Origin of the sequence: Acidisoma sp. PAMC 29798 (genome assembly GCF_030252425.1) — a bacterium.
GTDB classification, from domain to species: domain Bacteria; phylum Pseudomonadota; class Alphaproteobacteria; order Acetobacterales; family Acetobacteraceae; genus Acidisoma; species Acidisoma cladoniae.
Map to the genome: position 1 here is coordinate 130,927 of NZ_CP126995.1, position 26,443 is coordinate 157,369.

Genomic DNA, 26,443 nt, shown 5'->3' on the forward strand with positions numbered 1-26,443 from the left:
CCATGTCAGTTCTTTGGGTTTGCGAAAAATACTCTGCCGCCGCCGACATTGCGCGCGTGTTGTTTGGAGGCATCGCCTCGCACGGGTCTCCCGTCATCGAAACCAAGAAGGGCACGCGTCTAGTCTATACGACCGGGCACGCAATCGAGCCGGCGCCCCCCGAAGCTTATGACCCCGCTTATAAGTCGTGGGAGCATCAGGACATTGCGGCGCTTGTGCGTGAGGGTTTCCGTCTCGTGCCGGCGCCTGGCAAGGCTGGCGCGGTTGCGAAGATCGAGAGGGAAATCCGCAACGCGGATGAGATCGTTGTAGCGACAGATGCCGGGCGTGAAGGCGAAATGATCGCTTGGGAGATCATCGAGCGCGCCGGGTCCCGTGTGCCCGTCCGGCGCTTCTGGGCGAGCGCCCTGACCTACAACGCCTTGCGGAAGGCGGCGGCCGATTTGCTGCCGGCCGACCGGAAATTGCCGCTCTATCACGCCGGCCGCGCCCGATCGCGAGCCGACTGGATCGAGGGGCTGACCTATACGCGGTATTTCAGCCGCACCCACACTGCGCCCAGGGCCAAGCCCTTGAGCGTCGGACGTGTGCTATCGGCGGTCACGGCGCTGATCGACGACCGGTGCCGTGAGATCGCGGATTTCGTGCCGCAGACCTATTTCGAGGTCGCGGCGATGCTCGATACCGCCCATGGCCCGCTGCGCGTTGTGTATCGCCCCCCCGCCGATCGGCGGCTTGAGGATGGCGCCGAGGCGCAGGCGATCGCTGATCGCGTCAGAGGGCAAACCGCATCCCTCGCGGTCAAGAGCACGCCCAAGAGCACGCGGCCTGTGGACTTCATGAGCACGAGCCTTGCGCAGAAGCGGGCGTTTGCCCTCTGGAAGTGGAAGCCGGATCGCACGCCAGAGCTTCTGCAGAAGCTCTATGAAGCGAAATTGACAACCTATCCGCGCACCGAATGCGTTTATCTATCCTCGGATCACGGGGCGGAAATGCCAGCGCTGATGAAGCGCCTGGTTGTACTGCCGGAAGTCGCAGCGGTTGCCAGCCAGCACCCCGCGTGGATCGAGAATCCGGTGATCCGGCCTGCCTCCTATGATGATGCAAAGCTGACCGACCATCATGCCATCATTCCGACCGAGCAGGTGGCGGAGCTGGGGCAGCTCACGCCCGACGAGGCGAAGCTTTACCAGCTCATCGTTCGGCACACCGTCGCGAATCTCCTCCCCGATTTTCGCTATGACAGTACGACCGTGACGGCCGAGCTGGACGGGAAACCCTTCATCGCCCGAGGCCGCACCGTGCGCGAGTTGGGATGGCGGGCGCTGATCGGGGAGGACCAGGCTGACCAAGAGGTGCGGCGCGCGCGCAAGCGGAAGAAGGCGGCCGACGACCAGGCCGAGGATCAAGAGGAGGAGGACCAGGCCGCTCAGCTCCCGCCCGTGGAGGACGGGGAGCCCGCCACAGTGACGGTGGCAAATGCCGCCACCAAGCAGACGAAACCCCCGGCCTATTTCACCCAGGCAAGCCTTCTGGATGCCATGGTCAATATCGACCTCTACATAGACGACCCGCGCGCGAAAGCCGTTCTAGGCGGCCCCACGGCCGACCAGAAACGCGGGATCGGGACCGGAGCCACGCGCGCGAACATCATCAAGACCGTGTTCGAGCGCGGCTATGTCGAGGAACACGGCACCGCCATCCACACGACGGCGCGCGGCAGCGCCTTTGTTGGCCTGGCGCGCCACCTGGTGCCCTGGATGGTGAACCCGATCCATAGCGTTGAGCAGGAGGAAGCCCTTCAGGCGATCGAGGCCGGCCGAGGCGACGATGCTGCCTATGTCGCGGAGGTGATGCAGCGGACGCAGGAGACCTTGGCCAAGCTGAAGGCGGCCGGAGATTCCACCCGCATTGAAGACGCGCCGGCGCCGCCTTCCAAAGGCCGCCAGGCGCCGGCGAAGGGCAGCGCGCGGAGATCCACAGCGACGGCCGCGGCGACCACGGAGGAGACAAAAAAGGTCTATTTTTCCGTGCCCTACGAGAAGCGTGACGAAGCAAGGGCAGCCGGACTCAAATGGGATAGCGAGGCGCGCAAGTGGTACGCGCCTTCGCCGGAGATCGCAGAGCGGATCAAAAAAGCCAGGCAGGCGGATGGTGATAGAGCATTGCCGGCGGCAAGCCCGAGCAGGAGCCCGACGCCGAACACCGCCACGGGCGCGCGATCGGCGCCGGACGGAGAGCGCGTCTATTTCCAAGTGGCTTTCGCGCAGAAAGACCAAGCGAAAGCCTTGGGCATGCGGTTCGACGGCGACCGCAAGCTATGGTTTGCGGCCTCGCCTGAAGTGGCTGCCGCTGCGTCAGCAGCCTTCCCCGCAGCGCCGAGCGGGCCGGATCACGGATGATGGCTTGGTCCCAGGGGATGATTGTGCTTTTCAAGCCAGTTCCATCCTCCCACCCGGTGAAAGGGGGTGTTTGTGAGCGAGTTCGCCCTTCCGGTTCCCGACCACATCCTGGCCTTGGCCAAGAGGGCAGCGACGGAAGAACAGATGCCGCTGGACCAGCTTCTTGTGTCGCTCATCTCGGAAGGGTTGAAGCGTCGTACGGCATTGCGCGATCTAGAAGGGCGGGCGGCACGGGCGGACGTTGCCGGCGCACTGCGCCGTCTCAACACTGCGCCGGACATCGCGCCGGATCAGGAGGACGAGCCGACCGCTCCTCGGTCATAGCGCAAAACGTCGCAGCGGCGGCCGAAGCGATCGTTCTGCAGGTGGGTCGCGCCGCATGATGGGCCGCTCGCACGTTTTCATTGGCCTGGCGGCCACCACGACGATGATTGCGGCGGGCCTGATCGACGTGTCGCCGGCAACCCTTGTCGCGGCCTTGATCGGCAGCCTGGCGCCGGATATCGACACACCGCAATCGACCTTGGGCCGACTCCTCTTCTTCGTGTCGTATCCGTTCAACGCCGCGATCGGTCACCGGACGGGCACCCATTCGCTCATCGCCCTCGTCGTCTGCATGTGCCTGGCGCTTGTGATCGAGGCGGCTGGCTTCGCCGGGGCCGGCCTCGCGTTCTTCGTGGGTTACGCGGCGCACATCGGAGCGGATTTGCTCACCCGCGAGGGCTGCGCGTTCCTCTATCCCTGGGATCGCACCCGCTATGTCTTCTGGCCTGCCATCATGACCGGCGGCCTCGGCGAGCCATTCGCGGCGTTGTCGATCGTCGCGCTTCGGCTTGCCACGGCATATTGGCTTGACCCGCAGACCTTCGATTTGCTCGCCCGGTTGCGCCATTTCAGGGTGCGCGGATGATCTAGCGGGTCAGTCAGGGACCTCCATATGCACGGCAGTAGCCATGTCGTCACTTGCAGCCCTCGCAGCCCCATAAAAATCTGGAAACATTGTCGCGCCGGTAAGCCCATACAGGGAGCAAAGAGCCAGAGCGTTGGCCGCTTGGGATACGGGCAAGGTAACCTTGACCAAAGGAATGGGAAGGGATGTATTTTCGTTGGTGAAATAGCTGTCTACGGATGTCTCGCCCATGAACTGCTTCCCTCGGACACCCTCTTGACGGAGCAAGGTGAACAGTCCGGCCTGTGCGGCGAGATTAGCGTTGTTCCCACCTGGGACGCTAATGGTACTCAGTTTATTCCAGTGCCCGGCAGCTGTTAGATCGAGTGCCCACACGGCAAGCCGATCATCGTTAGACTGTCTGTTAGTTTTGCTTAATGCGCTCGAAATCGCGAAGTACGCAGCAACGTAGGATCGCCGTGACCAGTCAAGCAGCCGCGTAGGAAGGCCGTGATGTTGGGCGAGCGCTAGTAATTCGAATAGTTTCGGGTCCGGCCAAAGATTGGTTTGGCGAAATGCCGTTCCAGGCCCCGAGGGTGCGTCCTGACTGAGATAGGCATCACGAAATTCGGAGGTGTCATTGGGAAGCGAGAGACCGATGGAACCACAGTGCTCGGCAAAGCTTTTCAAGTAAACCCACTCTTTGAACACCTGCATGTCCGACGCGATCGTGCCGTCAGCTGCCCAGACCCCTCGTTTGTTTTCAGGTGAACGCAAGATGGACGGCGTCAGGCTCCATGAAGCGACGGCCTGACCCCGGAATATGGCTTGATGTGTGGGCGCGAACAAAGAGCGCTGGGGAGAAAGAATATCCCAAAACTCTTCAGCGGTGGCTACGGCACGCTCCTCAATAGTTCTCTTCACCTGCACTTCACCCTCGATCCGACTGTGTGTCGCATACTCTTCCGCCTCCCGCAGCGTCACGCCTTGGCATGCAGCATTTTTCAACGTCGCGTCACGTCCAGTTCCGGGCGTCTGTTGCCGCATCTTTCGCATTTCAGGCGCTCCGCGATCTGGCTGAATCTGAGATCGCCGGGCAGCAAGTGCCGAACCTGAAAGTCGCGTACGCGCTCCTTGGTGCTGTGACCGCAGCTTTCGCACCGGATCGCCAACCAAAAATCTGCACGATACCAAAGAGGGTCAACAGGCTTAGGGCGGTTGTAGTTTGCGGCGGCCATGAACAAATAAAGAACACGCCTGTTCTCGGCAAACAAGCCCCAGGTGGCGTCTTCATGCTGGTGTAGTGTGACCTTGCAAGTTTACTATGTTTTAAGCCGCAGTTTATCTGATTTTTGGGCGAACGAATGTACAATCACTATTCGCAGACCAAGGGTCAACAAGCGATTCGTGAGATGACCCGCGCGATGGTGGACCGCACCGGCAACCTGCCCGCAATGCTAAGTCGCCGCACTGGCGCTGTTGGCTGGACGTGGAATCCCGATGCGTCGTACCCTGGACGAGTTTTTCCGAAATAGAGCAGTTACCCGATGGCACCAAGACGCCCGCCTGGTTTGCCATCGATGAGAGCCGCCCCCTCACCTTCTTTGCCGGAATATGGACGCGTTGGACATCAGTTCGCAAACTGAAGGAAGGGGAGATTACCGCCGACATTTTTTGGTTTTTGACCACGGACGCCAACGCAGAGGTAGGCGCGATCCACCCAAACGCGATGCCCGTCATCCTCCGCACGGCCGAGGAAATTGAACATTGGCTAACAGCGCCAACCGCCGAAGCCCTCAAGCTGCAACGTCCCCTGCCAGACGGAAGCCTAAAGGTGGTCGCCAGGGGAAGGAATGCAGACGGCAGAGGATGACAGCGGATAGGCAAGGACTGACATCCGCGTCGGGTCTGATAACAGGTCTACCACCATTCCAGAGGAGGCCGTTAGTGGCAATCGCGTTTCGTCATACGGCCGGATTCGGCCGCCGCATGGAATACTGGATCATCGGCCGAATGCTGAAGGAAGGACTTGATGTGTATGTGCCGTTGGTCGATGATTTCGGCATCGACGCCATTATTCGGAAGAGCGACAACTCTTTCATCGAAGTACAGATTAAGGCGCGCTCTTCAAGCGTGATTCCGGGAGATGCGGCGCTGTTTGCTGCCATAGTGCATCCCGAGATGCGGCCAAACTATTATTTCGTTTTCTACGCTGAGCGTATGGAGGCGATGTGGATTATGTCGTCAGAAGAATTTATCAGGGAGGCCGCTCAAAATAAGAATGGAAAAAATGTTGGCAAGCGTGGGATTTGGTTCAACGGAAAACGAAAAGGGAAAGCCGAAGGCGAGTACTCTGAGCATTCCCATCCACGCTTTGACAAGTACAAGTCAACGGACTTTTCTCGGTTCCGAGAGGTTAGCGGACTCGTGCTGATGTCTGATGTCGGTGACGAGGAGGACGCATCCTGATAATGGCGGCGCCCGATATGCTCGCCGTAAGCCGTGCAGCTGAGCGGCTGACTTCGGGCTACTACGCATTCCTCGTCGCTCAGTTGGTTGCGGCAAATCCACAGTCGATCAACTCCCTGCCACCTGCAAAGGAATTAGGCCAAGACCCGACCGGTGAGATCGCGCGGAAGGATGGAACCGCGCTAACCCTGAACCTTCGTGAGCGTCCGGCGAATGCATTTTGTGGCCGTCGGAACGCGTTTTAGGGTTGGCGGTTTGGCTCATCGGCCAGGATGCGTTCGATCATCGCGGGATCGCATTGTTCGCTGACAAGGAACTCTCGGATGCCACCGTCCCACGTGCGTATGTCCGCGAGAAGCGCCTGAACGTCATTGACGCCGTTCTCAGTCAGACCCGTCGTGCCATCGTCCCTGCCGTCGCTGACGTAAAACATTTCGCCCTCCGTGATATTGTCCGGGTTGGCGGTGATTTCCTCGAGCAGTTCAAGGTTTTCTCCGAGCATGACGGCGACGTCTTTAAGCGTGTAGATACGCTTGGAGCGGGCCATCAGGTTGCCTCGTGCACTGTGGCCGGCGTCCAATTCCATGGCAATAGCTCTTTAAGGCGGTCCGTAGGGTAATCCTGGATCCGGGTTAGGACGTCTGTCAGATAGACCTCCGGATTGTGGCCGTGCATTTTGACGGTTTCGATGACGGTCAGGATATTGGCGATGCGCTCGCCCCCTTTGTCTGACCCGGCGAAGAGCCAGTTCTTTCTTCCAATACCAAGCGGACGCATTGCGCGTTCAGCTATATTATTGTCGATTTCGACCCGGCCGTCGTCGACGTAGACGCTCAATGCCGCCCATCGCGACAGGGCGTATCGCATCGCTTCTGCGAGTTTCTGTTTCTGTGGCAAAGTGGAAAGTGTCGCTTCTATCCACACCTTCAGATCCGTCAGAATAGATTTGGCGTGTTGCTGGCGGAGGATGCGTCGCTCGTCGGCCGGCATGCCGCGGATACGATCCTCGATATCATAGAGAACCCCGATGCGCGTCAGCGCCTCGGTGGCAATCGGTGACGGCTTGAGCTTGATTACATCATGGAACTTGCGGCGCACATGCGCCATGCAGGCCGCCTCGATGATCTGGTTGCCGTAAAGCTTCTTATACCCACCGTAACCATCCGCATGCATCACGCCGCTGAAGTGGGCGAGGTGATCGGCCGGATGCGCGCTCTTACGGTCAGGGCTGTAGTAGTACGCGATGGCTCCGGGAGTGGGATCTTGATAACCGCTGCCATCGAAGACGTAGACCCACACCCTCCCTGTTTTGGTCTTTCCGCGCCCAGGGTCGAGAACATCGACCGGAGTATCGTCGGTGTGTATTCGGTCAACCGCTGCGATGTGGTCTCTGATCAACAAGATCAGCGGCGCAAGCAGAACTGATACACGGCCCACCCAGTCCGCCATGACGGAGCGGGAGATATCTATCCCAAGCCGGTCGAACATCTCGGACAGACGGTAGAGCGGGATGTGATCGTCAAACTTGGCGACCATGATATGGGCGAGCAACCCCGGCCCAGGCTTGCCGCGCTCGATCGGCAGGGTCGGCATATCGCCAGACACCGTCGTATCGCAGTCTCGGCAGATCATGCGCTTTTCGACATGGCGGACAATCTTTACGGAGGCCGGCACGTGCTCCATAACCTGAACGACCCTATCGGCAGCCTTCAGGAACGACATGCCCCCGCAGGTCGGGCAATTGCAGGGTGCTGCATAGACCAGCTCTTCCGTTAGAAGGCCGTCGGGCAATGGTTTGCGCTTCGGCTTCTCGGATGCGCCGTCCAGCTCCGGCAAAGGGAGCTTTCCAGAACGCGCCTCACCCTCGGCGCGGGAAGCCTCGATCTCCTCTAGCATCAGTTCGAACTGCTCGATCTGCCGGTCTATTTTCTCCGAAGACGCGCCGTGCTGCCGATGACGGAGCAGTTCCAACTGTGCGCGCAGAAGCCCAATAATTGAGTCGCGCTTGCTGACTTCAGCTTCTTGCTCGCTGAGTTTCGCCGCCAGATCAGCGACGAGCATGCGCAATGCTAATAGCTCGGGCTGACTGTCCAGCGGCGTCGTTTCCATGCCCGCAAACCTAGCCGATTTGCACTTGGAGTACCAGTATTTTGGCTGGATTTCCCCGCAAATAAGGCTTCATCCGGTTCGAGCGGGAGCCGAAGTCCATGCCGGACGACGCCAATCGATCCCTTCAATAAGCATGGACATCTGAGCCTGCGTCAGATGGGCAACGCCGTCTTTAGCCGTCGGCCAAGGAAAATATCCACGCTCAAGAACCTTGTAGAACAGGCAGAAGCCTTGGCCATCCCACCACAAAAGCTTGATCCGATCAGCACGTTTCCCGCGGAAGCCAAAGACGGCGCCGGACCCCGGCGCTTCATTCATCACCGCCTTGACCATCGCAGAAAGCCCATCAATGCCACGCCGCATATCGGTCACGCCGCAGGCCAGATAAACCGGCACATTCCCAGAAAGTCCGATCATGCTGCCTCCACACAAGCAACCAGCGACGACAGCACCTCGAGATCCATGTCCGCTGCAATTCTGAGTAGGCGACCATTCTTCAGGACGATCTCAACGTCTTTGCATCTCGACCGGCCACCACTTCGCTTAGAGCCCTCGCTGGAGCTTTCCGACGCTCCGATGAGCGAAACGGGGATAAACGATGCGATTTCCGGAGACTTTAATTTGGGCCGCGAGAACTTCCTTCGCCATGCGTATATCTGCTGCGGAAGAACGTCGTGCCGGCGCGCAACATCCGAAACGGTGCCATCTGCGCAAAATGCTTCCTGCAATATCGAAAGCTTCAGTTCTGTCGACCATCGACGTTGTCGCTCGGCGCCCGTCAGGATCTCAACCTTGGCCATTCGTACCCTGTCACGTCACAAATGAATCATCTGTGACGTAACTTGTGCTAATTTTGCACCTAGACAAAACCAGCTCACCGGACGCTCACGAACCTTCGTCTCTATCTCGATCTGTTCGGTGAGGATCATGGTGTTCAACACGAGGTTTTGCGATCGTGGGCAATGGGCGCGTTGCTCGCCCTGGGTGATCAGTTGTCGAAACACAGATATTTTGATCAAGCACCAGTGTTAGAGTTAGTTTATCATCTACGAAATGCCGTTGCGCACGGAAATTGCTTCACTATTGACAAAAATGGTAGAAATCGGTTGGCGCGGCACCCTGCACATAACCGAAACGCCCTAGCGAAAAGTCCAGACGGCACCGAATTCGAAGTGACTGCTGACCTTTCAGGACCATTGCTCTTTGAATTTATGGGGCCTGGCGACGTTATTGATCTTCTAAAATCAGTTGAACTCTATCTCTTGAAGCTTTCCCGGCAAAGCGACGGCTAGACCGCCACCTCGCCTACTTGTTTACTGCCGAATCGTTTATGTCGGTGTTTCTCGTCGTAGCTTTAGCGGCTTGCTAACTTCTAGCGGAGGAGACCATGCGCGACATCGTCGCAGGGCTGACCTTCCAGAGGCGTGCAGCGTCCGCGAATGCCCGAACTGGCAATGGGACGCGCTGCGAATGCTGTGCAGCAACCAAGAAATAGATGAGAGCGAGGGAAAAACCTTTCGTTTTTTTGACTTCGCACATATAGCTGGATCGGCTCCGCCGACCATTCCTTCTATGGAATGCTGAAGCATAATGCCGATCCTGGCACCCAAGGAATCCGATGCGCAATCTTCTCCTGGCGAGCGTGATGACACTCAGCTTTATCACGAGTGCATATGCTGACGACATAGTCGTCGGCACATTCGGACCATGGAAAGTGTCGAGTGGCACGACGGAGTCGAGACCATCTTGCCAGATACAAACAGGAAACTACGATCAAGAGGGACTAGAACTTTTTGCGGGAGCATCTCACCCGGGAGAGTTCGATTTAATTGTAAGCCGCTTAAGTTGGATGCCACATTTTCAACAAGGCTCTCAGCAGACTATGACATTCAACTGGAGCTCTGGTCCTCAGACGCTTGTCGGAACTACAGACAGCTACCTTATCCAGTTCAAACTGAATGCGTCAAATTTCCCACAATTTCTGCACGGCTTCACTTCTGGAGCATCGGTCGGCACTAATGTTCAAGGCGTGCCAACGGGCCAAAATACATTCGATCTAACAGGCACATCTGCTGCAGTCGCGGCTTTAGCTAAGTGCGTACAGGACCGGGGCATCGCGCCCTTGCCATGGCCTTCGTCAAATAAAACGACATCTTCGGGCGCCCCCACTAGCCCATCAAGTTCCTCATCCGTTGTGCCTCCGCCTGTTGACCAGGAAGCTCCCACGAATTCATTAGCGACAGCATCTGATATGCGTGCGTGGATGCGAGGTAGCTTTGTTATCACGGAACTCGATACGGAAGGGCTCTGCGGCATTATCCCGCTGCCGAACATACATTCTGGGATTCTGCAAGTTGAGAGTGTTTTACAAAGTCGGGATGGAATGCCTCAGCTCGCAACAGAAGGCCTAGCAGACAACGCGCTTGCAGTTGCTGAACATCAGAATATGCACGATGCTTGTATAAAGGCGGCTGAACCGACAACGCTATCGACGATGTGGAACGTTATTCATGCCGGCCAACAGGCCGGTTATTGACACTGACACTACTTTTCCTGCGGCAATTTTTTGGTCTGACGTTCTGACTTTTTCGTTGCATCGACCTGTTCGAGGCGGGCCTTAGCAACCAGACGAGAGACTGTCGCGGCACTGATTTTCCAGAGCCGCGCCGTGTCAGCCATTGTTCTCTTGCCGCTCAAGACATCTTCAATGGCCGCGTCAGCTTGTGGTCCGCTTAACTTTCGGGGGCGGCCGCCAATCCTCCCCTCGCTGCGAGCTGACGCTAGGCCAGAGCGGGTTCGCTCCCGGATCATTGCTCGTTCAAATTCTGCGAATGCACCGACCATATGCATCATCATGCGGCCGGCGGCGGTGGTGGTATCGACAGATTCAGTCAGTGACTTAAAACCGGCGCCACCTTTTGCGATCCGCTCCATAATGTGGAGCACATCCTTGAGCGAGCGAGAGAGTCGGTCAAGCTTCCACACAACAATCGTATCACCATGCCGAAGCTGGTCGAGAAGGCGATGCAGCTCCGGCCGGTCCCAGCGGCCGCCAGACGCGATTTCCTCAAAGATGCGATCGCAGCCCGCCGCCTTCAGGGCTTTAGCCTGGGCCGTGTTGGTTTGATCGTCTCCTTTGGAGACGCGAGCATATCCAAGAAGCAATGTCCGGTCCCCTTTCGCCGTACAAAAACGTCCGTTATTGAATGCAGGTCGGACCTCACAGAAAATCGTGGCAAAATGCCGTGCAAAAAGGTATTACGAAACCTATGTCAATGGCAACGGGTTTTTGCACGTTGAAAGGTGGGAAGTGAGATGGGTGTGCTAAGAGCTATTGCGGCTGCGTTCGTGGCCTATATCTCTGTGCTGCTTGCCGTGCTCCTGACGCCGATCTTGATTCTGCTGTGTCTTTGGACCGGGCTTTGCATTTTCGCGGCCGTGTTTATGTTTTTGTTCTGGCTCTTGGTCACTCACCAGACCCGCACGCTCTATAGTGCCGTCTATATGGCGGCATGGGGCTTTCCACCGATGCTGCTGGCCAGCCTAGTAGGCTACTATGGCGAGCAAATTCGCGCCCGCCGTAGGGCGCCGCTGTTGACGCTGCACGGCGATGCGCCGTTTCACTAAAGAATAAAATCTAACGCTTGATCCTCCTTTGGATCAAAACCAGGAGATGAAGCGTGCCCCGTTTTGTGTTTCTTCAACCACCTCGCAGCTCTGCAAACTCTATTACTTTCGAGGAGTTCTTAGGGATTACCAAGGGGCGCACAATCAGCAGTGCGGCGGCCAGTACAAAGGAAAGTCGAGGGCCAGATTTTCTGGAGCTAGGCCTGAGCAAGACTTTTAACCTGAATATTCGAGCCGATGGCGATAAGCTCGTCGTCTCGCTGGTTTCTACGCTTAATAAAGGTGATTTTACTCCCGTCCTTCTTGAGATAATAGGCAAGGATGAGACAGTTACGGTAGAGCTACTTGAACGTCGCCTTCATCATTTACGGCAAATATATGCAATAACATTCCTTGTTGAGGCTGGTCGTGAGACTGATGTTGCCAGCTTGCTTCGCGACTACCCATCTGCTGATCTTGAACACGATCTGGTAGCAGAGAAAGACAAGCTGGTCATCGTCGAGGCTACACCTGGTTCTCTAATTCTCTCACTCATTGCAACATCAAAGAGAGCCTATCAAGCTCTTCTTTATACCTGCGCAGTTCCATTTGCGCAGGGTCGGGAGGCCCTTCTAGGACGAGTTACGGCAGGGACGGCGCTCGCGAAGTTGGAGGTTCAGGCGAAGACGCAGGATATACGTTTGAAGGGTGCAAATGGTGTGATCGATCTTGCAAAAAAGATCGAGAGCATCAAAGACGAGGATACGCGAGAGCTGATTAGGAAAAGGCTTTTCGCTGAAATGGACGGGCTTACGTCTAGTGAGGTGCCTGCCTCAAAGACACCTGCGATTGCTCATAGCCCCGACCTTGGTAGTCCACTTGTAATCGACAACCCTCCGTCCCCCGTACAATCTTCTGATGAACGAAAGAGAAAAGTCGCAAGGCCGAAGAAGCAAGGTGCAAAAAATTAGACCGTATCGACCGAGTGATTGCCAACGCACCTATGACGAAGAGTATTGAATACTCAGGATGCGGACGGCGGAGGATCTTTGAAAACCCAAGGTCGGTTATCGGGTCGGTGGGAGTTCTGCTCGATGCTATCGCAATCAGTGAAAGGGGCCTGTCAGCGACAGGCCCCTTCTTCTTTCTGTGGGCAACTTTATCAGTTGTTACGACCAGGCGCCCCATAAGTGAGCGGCTGCATCCCCATCCACCGCTGCAACACCATGTCTTTCGTGACCATGATGTTGAACAGGTAGCCATTTCGGATTTTTAGCGTGGGTTGAATGTCGAGGCCGCGTGAATTGAGCATCGTGCCAACCGTGTTCGCCTGCTGGCCTGGCGAGACAGCGGCAGGCCCACCTCGTGGACAATCCTCTCGTTGATCCGAGAGCCGGTTTGGCTATTGAGCCAAATCCGAAGCCTGCCTTAGCGAATCCGACGATAGTCGAACTCGACAATGGTTTGCAAAACCCATAAAATGCTAAGCATGGATGTGCGTTCGGGCGGGAAGCTAAACCGACTTCAGCAGGAGCTACCCGAGGGACTTCTGGCCGATGCCGCTTGGATGGAGGCCCACGGCTACTCGTCGGCCCTGCGTAGCCAATATGTTCGCGCGGGCTGGCTGGAGAGCCCGACCAGACGCGTCTATCGCCGCTCGCGAATGCCGCTGACCTGGCAGCAGGTGGCCATTTCTCTCCAGCAGGTGTTGGACCTACCGCTGACCATCGGCGGGCGCACCGCGCTGGAGCAGCAGGGTTATGCCCACTACCTTTCGACAGCCATGCGTGAAGTCCACCTTTATGGGCCAAAGCGGCCGCCGACCTGGCTGGCAAACCTACCGCTCGACGTGACCTTTCATTGGCACAACAGCCTGCGGCTGTTTCCCGGCGATGCAGACGCGGCGCCCGAGCCCAGCCCCGTCATGCTCAGCGCTGGCGGCCTAATCATGCCCATTCGCTATTCCAGCAAGGAGCGCGCCGTTCTCGAACTGCTCGACGAGCTGCCCGAGCATGAAAGCTTCCATCAGGCCGACGCCTTGATGGAAGGGATGAGCGATTTAAGCCCGCGCCGCTTGCAAACCCAGCTGGAGGCTTGCGCCAGCGTGAAGGTGAAGCGGCTCTTTCTTTTCTTCGCAGACCGCCACCGCCATGCGTGGCGACCCCGGCTTGATGTATCCCGCGTCAATCTGGGTTCGGGCAAGCGCGTCCTCGCCAAAGGCGGCAAGCTCGATCCGCGCTACAACATCACTGTGCCGTCCGATCTTGGAGGTCCGTGAAGTTCATGGCCTTTCTGGACACATACCGGCAGCAGGTCGCCTTGCTCATTCGCGTCCTTCCTTTCGTGGCGGGGGAGCGGGCTTTCGCGCTCAAGGGCGGCACCGCGATCAACCTGTTCGTGCGCGACATGCCGCGCCTCTCCGTGGACATTGACCTGACCTATCTGCCAGTCGAAAATCGGGCCACGTCGCTCGCGGCGATCGACGCCGCCATGCTGCGAATCAAGGGGCAGATCGAGCAGGGCATCCCAAACGCGAGGGTCAATCCTTCGCGTTCGGCTGACGAGAACATCGTCACCAAGCTGATCGTTCGGGCGAATGGCGTGCAGATCAAGATCGAGGTGACACCTGTGCTCCGGGGTGCAGTCTATGATCCCGCTGTGATGAGCGTGGTTCCCGCTGTCGAAGACGCCTTCGGCTTCGCCGAAACGCAGATCGTATCCTTTCCCGACCTCTATGCGGGCAAGATCGTGGCGGCCCTCGACCGCCAGCACCCGCGTGACCTATTCGACGTGCGCGCCCTGTTGGAAAACGAGGGTATCAGCGACGAGTTGCGTCGTGCCTTCCTGGTTTACGTGATCAGCCACAACCGCCCAATGGCCGAAGTTCTCGCCCCGACACGTAAGCCTCTGCGCGAGGAATTCGTGCGAGGCTTCGCCGGTATGACGCAGGAGCCCGTCGCCCTTGAGGGACTTGAGGCCGCGCGGGAAGCGATCATCGTCGCGATGGTCGCCAACATGCCTGAGGATCATCGGCGCTTCCTTGTCAGCTTCAAGCGCAGCGAACCGGATTGGAAGCTTTTCGGGATACCAGAGGTCGAGCATCTGCCCGCTGTCATGTGGAAGCAGCACAACCTGGCCAAGCTGCCCCATTTAAAGCGTAGCGAGTTGGTCGATGCACTGAAACGCGTTCTTTTTCCCTGATCGCGACGCCATTGAGGGGGCGTGTACTTTTGCGATGCTGACGCTCAGTTATCTTGGCGGTCCTATAAGATAATCTTTGTTGTCATCGGGAAGGCCCGCGCGGCGGACAAAGCGTTGTGGTTGTGGTTGTGGTTGTGGTCGTGGAGGAGGCAATATAGCCCCCTCAGGCGGCTGCTGCCGCGAAGGGGGCTGGGGCCGCAAGCCGCGAGTATATTCAAACGCCTTGAAATCGACCTAGGAGCCGCAGTCCGCGATGGCACGCGCCGACGATTTGCTTATGCCTGCCCCGATTGGAGCGAGAATGGTCATTTTCACATCGGAGGCTTAATCGGTGCGTCTCTCTGCAACCGGTGCCTTACAGCGGGATGGATAGAGCGCGACGCCGCAACGCGCGGGGTCAAGATTACAGAACTTGGGAAGTCCTCTCTGGATTGGCTGATGTAATTTCAGCTCTTCATCGGCCAAAGGAACAGGCCGCCCCCAAGCTGAGACCGGCCTGTTTACTGCATTTCCTGACGGTCAGTTGCTGCGGCCGGGCGCGCCGTAGGTTAGCGGCTGCATCCCCGCCCAGGGCTGCAACACCATGTCTTTCGTGACCATGATGTTGAACAGGTAGCCATTTCGGATTTTGAGCGTGGGTTGAATGTCGAGGCCGCGTGAAATGAGCATCGTGCCAACCGTGTTCGCCTGTTGCCCGAGAGATGCAGCCAGGATTTGCGTCGAGCTCACCGTGCCGCTTGAGTTGTTCTGCGGCTGGCTGAGCTGCGCGCCGGCCGAGAATAGGCTCGCCAGGATCGCGGAGCCGAAGACGCGCAGATAGTGATTATTCACCTCATCGTTGAACCCGGCATAGCCTCCCACATCCGAGCCCGGCATTTGGCCGAGGTCGATGCTATCGCCGTTGGGGTAGATGAGGCGGTTCCAGGCGACGAGCACCCGCGTTTGCCCATAGGTGACGGCGCTGGAGTACACACCCACCAGGCGCGAGCCCTGCGGGATCAGCAGATATTTTCCAGTGGCCGTGTCGTAGACGTTCTCCCGGACCTGACCGATGATTTCGCCGGGGAGATCGGAGTTGATGCCGCCGATCATGGTTGCGGGGATGACGGTCCCGGCGATCACCTCATAGGGCGATTTGGGGTGCTGAATTCCGGCGTTCAGGTAGTCGTCGCTGCCCGTGCTGCCTTGCTGCGCGAGAAACTCCGTCTTACCGGTCTGATCGTTGGCTTTCGGATTGGCCGGCGGGACGCTAACGCCGCCACCAAAGAGCCCGCCCAGGCCACCATAGGCCGGGATATAGCCGCCTCCCCCGACCCCGCTGCCTCCGCCGCCGGTATTGCCTCCACCAGCCTGCGCCACCTGCTGCGGTGCGCTGTTCGCTGGCAGACTGGTGACACCGCTTGTTGAGGCAGGCGCCTGCGGCATCTGAAGGCCGGAGCCAGATGCATTCACATTGGCGCTGGCGCCGATCGCCGTGACCTCGGCCTGATAATGGGCCGTATTGATCGCCTCTCTCCGCTGCTCATAGTCGGTCCAGGCCTGCAATTGTGCTTGTTCCACCGGATTGAGCTGACGATTTGGCTGCTGTTGCGGTGAGGCCGGCGCGGACGCCAGAGCCGAAGGCTGCCGGGCTTGCTGAATAAGGCCCGAGCTTGGGGCGTTTGCGAGCGCCGATGAAGCGCTGCCGGCTTGAGGCGTCGTATTGCTGCTGGACCCTTCCCTGGCCTGTTCATTTTCGATGCGCTGATGGAAGGTGTAGATCACGGCCAAGATGATAACGACGCAGACCGCGAAGAGGATCATCATCGGAATACGATTGAGGCGTCGGACGCCTCGGCCGCCGGCCAGACGCGGCGCGGCGCTCGGGGAGCTATTCGGATCTAGGTTTCCGCTCATTGTGCCGCCTCCCTCACAACGAAGGGCGAGCTGGGCTGTAGGATGCCTAATGTGTCGCGGCCGAAGAACGTCCCGGCTTCTCGGGGGCCATAGTCGATCGAGACCACACAGCCGCCGAAGTTTTGGGAGACAGTTAGGCGAACCGGGACCGCGCCGGCCGCGCCAGAGGTGGGTTGTGCAACGGCAAACCCTTGTGCGCGCAGATCGGCCGAAAGCTGGTCGAGAAGGGGCGAGCTTCCTGAGGCGATCGGCTGGATCATGAGGGTGGTGCGACCAGGGGGCAGTGTTGCCCCAAGGTAAGAGGAGACCGCTGTAGCGATGACCTCGTTATCGGTCGGAGTGCCAGACGCCACATACGAGGCGTTCGGCGGGGTGGCGCAGCCGGCCAGCCCGAGGGCGAGACCAATGCCGAGCGCCAGACCACGGGGGCTTGGCATCAGTTGACCCTCCCTTGATGGGAAATCTCAACCTGCTGCTGACTACCACCCACCCCAGAGAGGAGTGCGGCGCGGTCAAGCACGCGATCGACAACATAGGTGTCGCCTTCAACGCGATAGTTCACGATCTCCTTTGTAGGGCTTGAGAACCAGCCTCCGTCACGGTCGAGTGCGACAAGCGTAGGTGCGTCACCCGAGAGCATCGAGCGTGGGAACTGGATATAGGTTTTCACGCCATCGCTGTAGACGCGCAGCGGGCGCCAAGCAGGATCATCGCCGTCGAGTTTATAGCCAAAATCGAGGGCGGCGAGATTTGCCCCATTCGCCATTGTCGTGTCCGTGTATCGCTGCGCTGCTGCCGCCTGATATTGCTGCCACTGTGCTTGCACGTCTTCTGGATAGGCGAAGGTGATTTCGTCCGTGTGAGCATACGTGTTGCTGACGAGCGTGATGTCGTAGAGACGCTTGGTGGTGGCAATCGTAATATTGGTCCGCAGCCCGGCATCGGTCGGCTTTATTGAAACGATGGTTTGCGCGGTAGAGCCACTGCCGACGATGCTTGGTATTATCAACCATCTCACGCTGTCGCCAGATGTGATGTTGTTGACCACCTCACCAGGCTGCAGCTCGATATTGCAGACATAGAGCGGCGAGCACACGACTGAGGGGATCGAGGCGCCGAACATATAATTGACCGCGCCGTTTGTTCCTTCGCCGGGCGAGGCTGTGCGGTCACGCCAACGCCGGGAGATTGCGGCGGCGGTAGACTGCCGAGAGGTCAGCCGCACGTTTGGCGAGAGAAGAGAGATGGGTGGCGGCGGGTGGTTCGGTAGGGCCGTCATCACCCCGCCATTCCCCGTTGACACGAGGGCCGGCGGCGGCTCGCTGAATGCCGGCGCGCCTGGCGGTGCGGCCTGCGCAGTCGTCATTGGGCCGCCCGGCTGGAGAGTCGCTGGGCTACCGGCGGCAGTCGAGGCCGCGCCTTGGATCACGCTTGGCTGCGGCGTGGACGGCTCCGGCTGCGGTGTCGCGGCCTGAGCCGATGGAATGATGGCTGGAACGGTGAAGTCTTTTGCCGAGGCGACCGAGGGCAAGGCCGCGACGGCGACGATGAGCGCCACTTTTCGCATGTTCAAGGGTTCCATTATTGCGCCTGCGTCCAGCTAAAGTTCTGGACGTAAAGCCCGGTGGGGTTGATGAGCACGGTTTCAGAATCACTGGGAGGATGCAGGGCAATCGTAACGGTCGCCTGCCAATGCGCGGTTTGCTGCGTTGACCCATCACGTGAATCGGTTTCCTCGTTCCACTCGATGCGCCAGGTGTTTTGGCTGATGGGCAGAACCGACGTGATATGCACATTGACGGTCTGAGTTTGCGCGCGGTTGAAAGGATCGTTTGTGCGGAAATAGGTGTTGAGATCGCCATAGGCGGCGCTCTGCCGATCGACCATGCCGTACGCTTCATTGATGATGTATCGTTCGGCGCTTGCGTCCAGATAGACGGTGCGCGTGTCGTTGATCCATCGCGCAAGCTGGGCACGGATCAAGCGAGTGTCGGGCGTAGATGCGACATCCGCGCGTTGCGCGGCGAGCGCGTCCCCCAGTCGGTTCACCTCCACGATGTAGGGCACAAGGTGGCTTTGCGAGCCGATATAAACGACGCCCCCCACGGCCATGAGGGAGACGACCGCCGACATGAAGAAGGCCAGGCGCCAGGCCCTCGCCTGCTGGACGTAGCTTCCGTAGCGCTCATTCCATTCGGCGCGCGCGGCGAGATAGGTGGCTTTGCCCGGCCCATCTGCGGGCCTCGCGGTGCTTTCTGAGCCGGTCATTGCGGCGGCCGGCGGGGGCTCGGTTGTGCTTGGACGCCTCATGATATCATACACCCTATAAGAAAAAACGTGGCTGTGGCGTTGCCCTCATGCGGAGGGGGTTAGCTAATAGTGTTGCTCGGCGGTTGCTGGGGCGATGCGGCCGGTGGGGAGGCCGGAGGTTTCTGCTGGGTAGTCGGCGCGGGTGCAGCACGTTGGCTTTGTGTGCGGTTATTAAGATCGGCGGCCATGCGGAATCCCATATAGCCCCGGTTCGTCCTTGTGCCCGCCAGGCGACCGCCAAGGTCCGACAGGGCCGCATCGCCAAAGTTCCGCGCAGCGTGCCCGGTGAAACTCGCAAAGCGGGCCAGGCGGCTGGCTCCTGACGCCCCCGCCCCTGCGGCGACCTGCTGGCTTGCCAGCGCACCGGATGCGACGCCGGCTACCGCCATGCCCGCCCCGGCGGTAGCGCCGGTTACGGCGGCCGTTGCCGCTGTTTTACCAGCACCGATAAGACCGGTACTGGCGCCGATCGCTGCACCAGACAGCAGGCTTGCCGTCATGTCCGGCAACTGCTTCACGACCGCAGCGAGCACGAGAATGACGCCAACCAGTGACATGACCTCCGAGTAGGTGGTGCCCGTAAAAGTGGCGGATCGGTTTGAGAGGATTTGCTCGCCAATGCCGACAACGAGGTTCAGCATGAATAGCTTGCCGCCGATCGCGATAGCATAGGTCAGAGACCGCAGCGCGTATTCTTTCGTCCAGCGACTACCACCAAAGCCCGTGAACAGAACAAGGGCGGAGACGATGATGTACGCCTCGACATTCACCATGACCGCGAGCGCCGCGATGTAAGCCATGAGCAGAATGACCACGAAGGCCGCAATGGCGTAAAAGATATCGATGCCGGGCGTGGTGATGCCCATAAGATTGCAGATTTTCTGCGCCATATTGATGCCGGTATTGAGTATGCCGGTCGGGTCAGCGCCAGCAGTGCCAGATGCCGAGGTGGCGGCCTGTTTGAACGATGAGATGATATCGTTTGCGAGGGTGTTGGACTGCTGCACCAAAAAGAAAAAGATGCCGATAAAAAAGAACTGCGTCACTAGCTCCGCCAGGAGTTCGGAAAGGTCTGCACCCCGAAGCGCAAGCTGACCCATCGCAAAGCAAAATTGAATTGTGGCCAGACCCCAAAAGAGGTCGATGGCATAATTCTTCAAAGGGGTTACCCACACCGCCGCCGCCGTCGAATAATCGGTCATCACCGTGTCGATGACCGTTTGCGCTGAGACCGGCCCGGACATGACAAAGTAGGCTACGAAGACCGACACTGTGATGAGTGCGAGGCGTCGGCGAGAGGTCATTTGTAGGTTTTCCCGGTTTCTGGCAGTGGCGGGGAACTAATAAATTTCTGCCACGTCGCATCCTGGGGGCAGGCGGACTTCTCCACGATATAATGAGTGACACCGGCCCCAGCGGCGCCACCGACGCATAGGGACGCGACGATCGCGATTATCAGAGAAGGATTCATTTGTATGTGGTTCCCGTGGTTGGGAGCGCCGCCGAACTCATGAAGTTCTGCCACTGTGCTTGCGAAGAGGCCTGCTGCTGGCTTTGAATCGCCTGCTGGTTGGCCGCGAGCTGCGTCTGCACCATGATGAGCTGGCGCAGCTTCTCTATCTCTCTAACCTGCTGCGCTGATATTTCTGCTGCATTCTGGATCGCTTGCATCTGCCCGGTTGACGCCGCCTGCTGCGCCTGAAGTTGCGTCATGGTGTTGTTGTCAGTCGAAAGCTGGCTGTTTTGCTGGCCCAGGGCATTCATGGCCGCCGTGATGCCGTCCTTCGACTGCTGCGACCAGGTTTGATATTGCGTCGCCTGTGCCGTGAGATTGCCCATCGTGCTAGATGTGCTGCTTAGGTAACTGGAAAATGTGCCGAGCGAGGAGCCGGGGTTCGAGAATGAAAGCTGCGTGCCCTGCGTCATCAAATTCTGGACGGCCTGCATGTCCGACATCGCATTGCTATAAATCTGCGACGGGATCGCGGTCGTGTTCTGGACCTGATTGGCATATTGCTGAAGCTGGGTCGCGTACTGACTAACTTGCTCTTCCCATTGCTGAACTTGCTGCGCCCATTGTAAGCCTTGGGTCGCGATCGTCGCGCAGTTCACGCAGACGACGGCCGACTGAGCCCTGGCCGGCGTTTGACCCAGCACCGCGATGCCCGCGCAGAGCGCGAGCGCAGCGAACCCGTGTTTAAGCATATTCCGCATAGTTAACCTCCTCTTGCTTGAGCCAGTGCTCCGGCCAGGCCGCGCCGAACTGTTCTTCGAGGCGTTCGATCTGGCGGATAGAGTCCTTGTCGCTGACAGCCACGAAGGCGATTGCGACGGCGCCGAGGCCAAGGTCAAAGAGACGGCGGCCCTCGGGCGAGGTATAATAGTAATGACGCTTTTTGATCGCGGTTTTGATGATGCCGATTTGCGCGTCATTGAGGCCCATCATGCGATACAGGTCGCCAGGCCCAGGCACTTCGGCCGTGCCACCCTTATCGGCCTCTTCGTTCGGTAGCATGATCTTCGTCGGGCAGCTTTCCATGAGCACATCAAGAATGCCGGACCGTACGGCATCACTCAGGCTTTGCGTGGCCATGAGGACAGCGCAGTTGGCTTTGCGAAGCGTTTTGAGCCAGTCGCGGATTTTCTCGCGGAAGACCGGGTGGCCCAGCATGATCCAGGCTTCATCGAGCGACAGAAGGGCCGGTTGGCCCTTCAAGGACCGCTCGAAGCGGCGAAACAGGTAAAGCAGGACCGGGATCGCTGATGTGTCTTTCAGGCTCATCAGCTCATCCAGCTCGAAGACCACGAATGGGTCATCTTGCAAGGTGTCTTCGCGGGCATCGAGGAGGTGCCCCATGCTCCCGCTGATCGTGTAGACCGAGAGCGCCGAGCGAATGGCCTCATCCTGCACGGTCGCGTTGAAATCGGTGAGAGACCGCAGGGGAGAGTCCTGCAAGGTCTTCATCGCCCGATGAATCTCCTCCCGTTGGCGCGGCGTCGGTGCCTGACCGGTTTGGAGCTGGTAGCAGGTGCCAATCCAATCCTCCGCCCAGGCGAGATCGCCGTGCGTCTCCAAGACCGAGAGCGGACAGAAGGATGGCGACTTGCCATCGGCGCCGATGTCGTAGTGACGGCCGCCGCAAGCTTTGACGAGCGCGAGCATCGAGCGGCCTTTGTCGAAGGCGCAGATCGTAGCGCCCTCGTAGCGGCGGAACTGCGCCGCTACGGTGCAGAGGAGCACCGACTTTCCCGCCCCGGTAGGCCCAAAGACGAGCGTATGGCCGACATCGCCCACATGGAGGTTCAGTCGGAACGGTGTGGCCCCGGAGGTCGCCGCGTGGAGCAGCGGTGGGGAGTTTTCCGGGTAGAGTGGGCACGGATTGATCGCCAATCCGGGCCACACCGTTGCCAGTGGCAGGAGATCGGCCAGGTTAAGGGTATGAATCAAAGGCCGGCGGACATTCGGCCGGACGTGACCCGGCAAGCTGCCGAGCCAGGCCTCCATGGTGTTGATCGTCTCTATTCGCGTGGTGAAGCCCTCGCGGGCAATCTCGCGGGCAATGATTCTGGCATTGTCTTCGAGCACCAGGCGGTCGCGGTCCATGAGGACGATGACCGGTGTATAATATCCAAATGTGACCAGCGATGAGTTGGCGTCCGTCATCGCGGCTTCCGCCTGGTTCGCCATCAACAGGGCATCCTCGTTCACGATGCCGCCCTGCGTCTTGAATATCTGTGCAGCGAAGCCCCGCACCGCCTGTCGCCACTTTCGGCGATACTTCTTCAGGCCGGCCAGGGCTTCGTGCTGTTCGAGGTAGATGAAACGGCTGGACCAGCGGTAGGGGATCGCGAGGTGATCGAGCACGTCAAGGACGCCGGGCGAGGATTCTGCCGGGAAGCCTTCGATGCCAATGCACATGATGAACTTGTCGCCCAGCTTGGGTGTGTCGCCTCCCCAAAGATCGCGACCACCCATGACCGCATCGAGATACATGCCCGACGCCGGAATGTTGAGCTTGGCGTCGATATCACCCGTCAGGCAGAATTGCAGATAGTCCACCAGCTCATCGCGCAGATGTTCGCGGCCGCTGCGGTCCTCGTAATTATAGCTCCGCATGCGGCGGAGTCGGACCACATCCCCCATGCTGTTTTCGATCGTTCCGAGTGCTTCCTTGAAGCGCGCCATTGTCCGGTCAGCAACGGACTCTCGGACCAGTCCATCGTCATCGTAAATGAGATCGACGATTTTGCTCTGTTGGCGCAGTGGCGGCGTGAACGACACAACGAAGGCATATTCGCTTTCGTAGTGAGACCCTTCCCTGAGGAATTGCGCGCGACGTTCCCGATCGATCATGGCCGTGATTTTGTCAGGGAAGTACGATTCCTCCGGCGCGGGATAGGAAGAGCTAGGGAGACGGATCGCGTCATGCCATGACGCCCAGCCTCCCCCGAGGCGGGCTAGTGTGGCATTGATGCGTTGCGTGATGTAGTTGCGTTCGTCGGCAGTGGACGACGCTATATCTTGTCCGCGATAAAACCAGCCGGCCAAAATTGTCCCGCTCTTACCTTGGACGATACCGTCATCCATAAGGGCCGCCCAATCTAGAAGATCGGAGAGGCCCTTGCTGCGGTCATTGTATGGCTTGAGCGAGTGCATGATTTACTCCGTTCGCGCTGGCCTTGAGCGGGGCGCGTAATGGGCACGGTAGGTGAGCTGCCGCCGGTAAACGCTGCTCATGTGGGGGTCATGCTTCGCCATGAGCCGGAAGGCGGCGATGCCGCCGAACCACAGCAGGCCGGCGACTACGAATGACACGAGGTTGAAACCCGACATCACCAGGCCGACGGCGATGACGAGCGTGACCAATACTGGCTCACGCTCGCCTCCCAAGATGAGGGGCGGCCGATAAAGCACGCGGTAGAAGGGCGTTCGCCGCAGCGCCATCGCTCACCCCACCAGTGCGGCCGTGGTGAACAACGTGGTCAACAGCGAGGCGGCGCCGAGGATGATCGCAGCCACGAGGACCACATACATGATGCGGCGGGTGAATTCGGAAATCTCACCGCCGAAGATGAGCATGCCGCCCGAGGCCACGATGCCCAGCAGTGCCAGACCGTAGGCCACAGGACCCTTGATGTCCGTCTCTAGGGTCTGAAGGGGTGTGTCCCAAGGCAGGCTGCCGCCCGTGGTGGTGGCGTGCGCCAGGCCGGGCGACATGAGCACGGCTGCCGCCAGGGCGAGGGCCGCGAGGGGAAGGCGGTTCCGCGGCACAGTGACGGCGGCGGACAGGCTATTACGTCGCATCCTGATTCTCCTTCAAAACTTCCGAGATGAGCAGGCCGGGGTAAGGTTCGGCGGGAGCCTCCGCCTCCCCCGTGACTGCGTTTGAAAAACGGTACTGTCCGTCCTCAAAGCCTTCGACGGACAACACTTCCTTGACGCGCCGCCCTTCAGGGGTTTTGGCGATCGAGACAATGACGTTCACCGCCTCGCCAATCAGCGCGCACATCGGCGCGGGCGTGGCCTCAGCGATGAGCTGTTCCATGCGGATCAAGCCGGCGCGCGCGCTATTGGCGTGGACGGTGCAAACCCCGCCAGGGTGGCCGGTGTTCCAGGCTTTAAGGAGGGCGAGGGCTTCCGAGCCGCGCGCCTCGCCTAAACAGATGCGGTCAGGGCGCAGCCGCATCGTGACTTTCAGCAAGCGAAGCTGATCGACATTGTATGAGGTCCGCAGCATCACATGGTTGCCGATCGTGCATTGAAGCTCGGCGGTATCTTCAATGATGACGATGCGATGATGGGGTGAGACCTCCGCGATAAAGCGGAGGATCGCATTCGTCAGCGTCGTCTTTCCCGTGGTGGTGCCACCCACCACAAGGATATTCTGTCTCTCCCGCGCCGCGCGTTCGATCGCGGTGCGCTGCCCGCCCGTCATGATCCCGGATGAGACGTAATCTTCGAGCGTGAACACCTTCACGGCTTTGCGACGGATCGTGAAGGAAGGAGCTGCCACGATCGGCGGGATCACGGCTTCAAATCGGCTGCCGTCGAGTGGCAGCTCGCATTCGAGCACGGGATTCTCGCGGTTGATCGTCGTGCGAAGCGTCGATGCAACCGTGCCCATCAGGCCCTCCGCCTGCATGGCCGACATGGTGCCGACTTGCTCCATCTCGCCGCCCAGGCGGTCTATCCAGAGCGTTCCGTCTGGATTCAGCATTATTTCGATAATGTCAGGGTCGTCTAGGAACCCGCAGATTTGCGGACCGAGTTCCCGGCGGAGCTTCTCCGCCATGCGGCGCAGGAACTCGTCCACAGCTAATCCGAGGGTCTGATTAACACCACTATCCATGTGATCTACCTAAATCGATATCATACGTAATATCATCAAGGGCCAAATCATCAAGCATGAACGCTTGAAAAAGGTGCTTAGTGAAAGTTAGGCGCCATCTAGGTAGGGCAGGGAAGGGAAGCTTAATCATCTTCTAAAGAAGGACTTACACGCGGCCTCATTTGACTAAATGAAACAGGATCAAAATCCGGATTCAGAAGCTGGTGAGGAAGAAAACCAGTGGCGCGAGCGATCCTGGCGATGTTGTCGATGCCAACATTCCACTTTCCAGACTCACATTGACTTAGGTAAGCTTGCCCGATATTTGCAATGTCGCATAAATCGCGTTGACTCATCTCGGCGTGCTCGCGAGCCATTCTTATATTACTTGCGACGATCTGCCTAATGACCACCTCAATCTGGTTTGTACCGCGCGTCATTTCGAATCCGTTTGCCGAGCCATTGGTGCTCGTGTTCTTGTACAACGAATTGCCGTCCGCGAGCGCTCGGGGCTCCGGCCAGACGACGAATTCTCCGTTACAATACGACCTTTGCTCCAAACATAGAAATAGACAGCCGCCGCCTACGCCAGACCGCGGCCGCACCCGAGACCGGACATTAGGTCAAGCTGAAAGATGTGGGATCTCGGAACGAGTCGAACATCGGGTTTGGCGACCGTCGTCAAGAATGGGTTTCGTTAAGGCAGTAGCGATCAACATTAGGAAAAATCGGATAGCTCTTCAAATTCTGTTAACAGATCGTCATCGGGATATTCGACCGTTTGCGGCATGGCGAGGTCCGGAACTTCTGGCGTGAAAGTTCGGTAAGTGGAAATCCAATGCCATGCCTCTTGACATCGCTCGCAGTTGCTCCGTTCGGCACTCCTTTCGAAGAGTAAGGTCTGCTCCATGGCCATTGATCTAGCGAAGTGGTGAAGCTCGTTGACAGCTGAAGCGTACGCACCAGATGCTTCCGCAACCGTGGCATGACCTGCCCGAATCATCGAATTGAAAGTATCAATAGCTACGCACAGAACAGAATGCTTCTCACGCGCCTGCGCCAATAACTCTGTCTTGTGTAGACGATTCCTTTTTGAGAATGTCAACGACATCACTGTTCCTCTCAGATTCGGTAATATCACCACCATTATCCGACACGGCCCTTGGGCAGCTGGGCCATTTGGATCGCTCGTTATCCGGAAGCGGATGGTAGTGGGACGTCAGCAAGCGTCG

The 26,443-nt window shown here is 58.7% G+C and carries 29 protein-coding genes; 11 read left to right on the top strand and 18 right to left on the bottom strand.

Translation table 11 applies throughout. The features are described from left to right. The first annotated feature begins 2 nt into the window (after positions 1-2). The 3 genes from QP803_RS22420 to QP803_RS22430 all read left to right on the top strand — a co-directional run bounded on the left by QP803_RS22420 (position 3) and on the right by QP803_RS22430 (position 3,312). On the top strand, positions 3-2,402 hold the full coding sequence (locus QP803_RS22420) for a DNA topoisomerase (RefSeq protein WP_284948025.1): 2,400 nt from the start codon (positions 3-5) through the stop codon (positions 2,400-2,402). A 72-nt stretch (positions 2,403-2,474) separates the two neighbouring features. Then, the gene (locus QP803_RS22425) at positions 2,475-2,726 is read left to right on the top strand and encodes a hypothetical protein (RefSeq protein ID WP_284948026.1); all 252 of its coding nucleotides are present in this window, start codon (positions 2,475-2,477) and stop codon (positions 2,724-2,726) included. 55 nt (positions 2,727-2,781) lie between these two features. Next, positions 2,782-3,312 (top strand): metal-dependent hydrolase, encoded by a 531-nt coding sequence (locus QP803_RS22430; RefSeq protein ID WP_284948027.1) that lies wholly within the window; start codon positions 2,782-2,784, stop codon positions 3,310-3,312. Positions 3,313-3,321: 9 nt separating this feature from the next. Here the strand turns inward: QP803_RS22430 and QP803_RS22435 are convergent, their stop codons facing one another. Further along, complete coding sequence (locus QP803_RS22435; RefSeq protein ID WP_284948028.1) at positions 3,322-4,347, bottom strand: FRG domain-containing protein; 1,026 nt, start codon at positions 4,345-4,347, stop codon at positions 3,322-3,324. A 433-nt stretch (positions 4,348-4,780) separates the two neighbouring features. Here QP803_RS22435 and QP803_RS22440 point away from each other — a divergent pair, with 433 nt between their 5' ends. Then, on the top strand, positions 4,781-5,164 hold the full coding sequence (locus QP803_RS22440) for an SOS response-associated peptidase family protein (protein ID WP_350356110.1): 384 nt from the start codon (positions 4,781-4,783) through the stop codon (positions 5,162-5,164). 74 nt (positions 5,165-5,238) lie between these two features. Then, the gene (locus tag QP803_RS22445; RefSeq protein ID WP_284948029.1) at positions 5,239-5,760 is read left to right on the top strand and encodes a hypothetical protein; all 522 of its coding nucleotides are present in this window, start codon (positions 5,239-5,241) and stop codon (positions 5,758-5,760) included. A 241-nt stretch (positions 5,761-6,001) separates the two neighbouring features. On the opposite strand, the gene QP803_RS22450 is transcribed toward QP803_RS22445, so the two are convergent. The 4 genes from QP803_RS22450 to tnpA all read right to left on the bottom strand — a co-directional run bounded on the left by QP803_RS22450 (position 6,002) and on the right by tnpA (position 8,669). Then, a complete protein-coding gene (locus QP803_RS22450; RefSeq protein ID WP_284948172.1) occupies positions 6,002-6,307 on the bottom strand; it encodes a hypothetical protein in 306 nt (101 codons plus the stop codon). Further along, a complete protein-coding gene (tnpC, locus tag QP803_RS22455) occupies positions 6,307-7,869 on the bottom strand; it encodes an IS66 family transposase (RefSeq protein ID WP_284945634.1) in 1,563 nt (520 codons plus the stop codon). The genes QP803_RS22450 and tnpC overlap by 1 nt, the downstream gene beginning before the upstream one ends. 69 nt (positions 7,870-7,938) lie before the next feature. Then, positions 7,939-8,286, bottom strand: coding sequence for an IS66 family insertion sequence element accessory protein TnpB (tnpB, locus tag QP803_RS22460; RefSeq protein ID WP_284945633.1), 348 nt, complete (start codon positions 8,284-8,286; stop codon positions 7,939-7,941). Next, positions 8,283-8,669: an IS66-like element accessory protein TnpA gene (tnpA, locus tag QP803_RS22465; protein WP_284945632.1), complete on the bottom strand. Its 387-nt coding sequence runs from the start codon at positions 8,667-8,669 to the stop codon at positions 8,283-8,285. The genes tnpB and tnpA overlap by 4 nt, the downstream gene beginning before the upstream one ends. Positions 8,670-8,831: 162 nt before the next feature. Here tnpA and QP803_RS22470 point away from each other — a divergent pair, with 162 nt between their 5' ends. After that, positions 8,832-9,161 carry a hypothetical protein gene (locus tag QP803_RS22470; RefSeq protein ID WP_284948030.1) on the top strand — a complete coding sequence of 110 codons (330 nt, stop codon included), beginning with the start codon at positions 8,832-8,834 and terminating at the stop codon, positions 9,159-9,161. Positions 9,162-9,487: 326 nt separating this feature from the next. Continuing rightward, positions 9,488-10,405 carry a hypothetical protein gene (locus tag QP803_RS22475; protein ID WP_284948031.1) on the top strand — a complete coding sequence of 306 codons (918 nt, stop codon included), beginning with the start codon at positions 9,488-9,490 and terminating at the stop codon, positions 10,403-10,405. A gap of 8 nt (positions 10,406-10,413) precedes the next feature. Here the strand turns inward: QP803_RS22475 and QP803_RS22480 are convergent, their stop codons facing one another. Further along, complete coding sequence (locus QP803_RS22480; protein ID WP_284948032.1) at positions 10,414-11,034, bottom strand: recombinase family protein; 621 nt, start codon at positions 11,032-11,034, stop codon at positions 10,414-10,416. Between the two features lie 183 nt (positions 11,035-11,217). On the opposite strand from QP803_RS22480, the gene QP803_RS22485 reads away from it, so the two are divergent. From QP803_RS22485 to QP803_RS22500, 4 genes are all read left to right on the top strand, one after another. Next, positions 11,218-11,496, top strand: a complete 279-nt coding sequence (locus QP803_RS22485) for a hypothetical protein (RefSeq protein WP_284948033.1) — start codon at positions 11,218-11,220, stop codon at positions 11,494-11,496. A 53-nt stretch (positions 11,497-11,549) separates the two neighbouring features. Next, positions 11,550-12,446, top strand: coding sequence for a hypothetical protein (locus QP803_RS22490; protein WP_284948034.1), 897 nt, complete (start codon positions 11,550-11,552; stop codon positions 12,444-12,446). A gap of 518 nt (positions 12,447-12,964) precedes the next feature. Then, complete coding sequence (locus QP803_RS22495; protein WP_284948035.1) at positions 12,965-13,753, top strand: type IV toxin-antitoxin system AbiEi family antitoxin; 789 nt, start codon at positions 12,965-12,967, stop codon at positions 13,751-13,753. A 5-nt stretch (positions 13,754-13,758) separates the two neighbouring features. Then, entirely contained in the window at positions 13,759-14,676 is a 918-nt protein-coding gene (locus QP803_RS22500) for a nucleotidyl transferase AbiEii/AbiGii toxin family protein (RefSeq protein ID WP_284948173.1), read from the top strand. A gap of 519 nt (positions 14,677-15,195) precedes the next feature. Here QP803_RS22500 and QP803_RS22505 read toward each other — a convergent pair. The 12 genes from QP803_RS22505 to QP803_RS22560 all read right to left on the bottom strand — a co-directional run bounded on the left by QP803_RS22505 (position 15,196) and on the right by QP803_RS22560 (position 26,322). Then, positions 15,196-16,482 carry a TrbI/VirB10 family protein gene (locus QP803_RS22505; protein ID WP_284948036.1) on the bottom strand — a complete coding sequence of 429 codons (1,287 nt, stop codon included), beginning with the start codon at positions 16,480-16,482 and terminating at the stop codon, positions 15,196-15,198. An 86-nt stretch (positions 16,483-16,568) separates the two neighbouring features. Beyond that, positions 16,569-17,009, bottom strand: a complete 441-nt coding sequence (locus QP803_RS22510; protein WP_284948037.1) for a hypothetical protein — start codon at positions 17,007-17,009, stop codon at positions 16,569-16,571. Next, on the bottom strand, positions 17,009-18,154 hold the full coding sequence (gene trbG, locus QP803_RS22515; RefSeq protein WP_284948038.1) for a P-type conjugative transfer protein TrbG: 1,146 nt from the start codon (positions 18,152-18,154) through the stop codon (positions 17,009-17,011). Before trbG ends, QP803_RS22510 begins: the two co-directional genes overlap by 1 nt. Then, complete coding sequence (gene trbF / locus QP803_RS22520; protein ID WP_284948039.1) at positions 18,154-18,882, bottom strand: conjugal transfer protein TrbF; 729 nt, start codon at positions 18,880-18,882, stop codon at positions 18,154-18,156. Before trbF ends, trbG begins: the two co-directional genes overlap by 1 nt. 59 nt (positions 18,883-18,941) lie before the next feature. Continuing rightward, complete coding sequence (gene trbL, locus QP803_RS22525; RefSeq protein ID WP_284948040.1) at positions 18,942-20,186, bottom strand: P-type conjugative transfer protein TrbL; 1,245 nt, start codon at positions 20,184-20,186, stop codon at positions 18,942-18,944. Between the two features lie 163 nt (positions 20,187-20,349). Next, on the bottom strand, positions 20,350-21,096 hold the full coding sequence (trbJ, locus tag QP803_RS22530; RefSeq protein WP_284948041.1) for a P-type conjugative transfer protein TrbJ: 747 nt from the start codon (positions 21,094-21,096) through the stop codon (positions 20,350-20,352). Beyond that, positions 21,080-23,539, bottom strand: a complete 2,460-nt coding sequence (locus tag QP803_RS22535; RefSeq protein WP_284948042.1) for a VirB4 family type IV secretion/conjugal transfer ATPase — start codon at positions 23,537-23,539, stop codon at positions 21,080-21,082. The genes trbJ and QP803_RS22535 overlap by 17 nt, the downstream gene beginning before the upstream one ends. 3 nt (positions 23,540-23,542) lie before the next feature. Further along, positions 23,543-23,827: a conjugal transfer protein TrbD gene (trbD, locus tag QP803_RS22540; protein WP_284948043.1), complete on the bottom strand. Its 285-nt coding sequence runs from the start codon at positions 23,825-23,827 to the stop codon at positions 23,543-23,545. A 3-nt stretch (positions 23,828-23,830) separates the two neighbouring features. Further along, complete coding sequence (locus QP803_RS22545) at positions 23,831-24,187, bottom strand: TrbC/VirB2 family protein (RefSeq protein WP_284948044.1); 357 nt, start codon at positions 24,185-24,187, stop codon at positions 23,831-23,833. After that, a complete protein-coding gene (trbB, locus tag QP803_RS22550) occupies positions 24,177-25,232 on the bottom strand; it encodes a P-type conjugative transfer ATPase TrbB (protein ID WP_284948045.1) in 1,056 nt (351 codons plus the stop codon). Before trbB ends, QP803_RS22545 begins: the two co-directional genes overlap by 11 nt. Positions 25,233-25,354: 122 nt before the next feature. Then, complete coding sequence (locus tag QP803_RS22555) at positions 25,355-25,651, bottom strand: helix-turn-helix domain-containing protein (RefSeq protein ID WP_284948046.1); 297 nt, start codon at positions 25,649-25,651, stop codon at positions 25,355-25,357. Between the two features lie 278 nt (positions 25,652-25,929). Further along, positions 25,930-26,322, bottom strand: coding sequence for a hypothetical protein (locus tag QP803_RS22560; RefSeq protein ID WP_284948047.1), 393 nt, complete (start codon positions 26,320-26,322; stop codon positions 25,930-25,932). Positions 26,323-26,443: the final 121 nt, after the last annotated feature.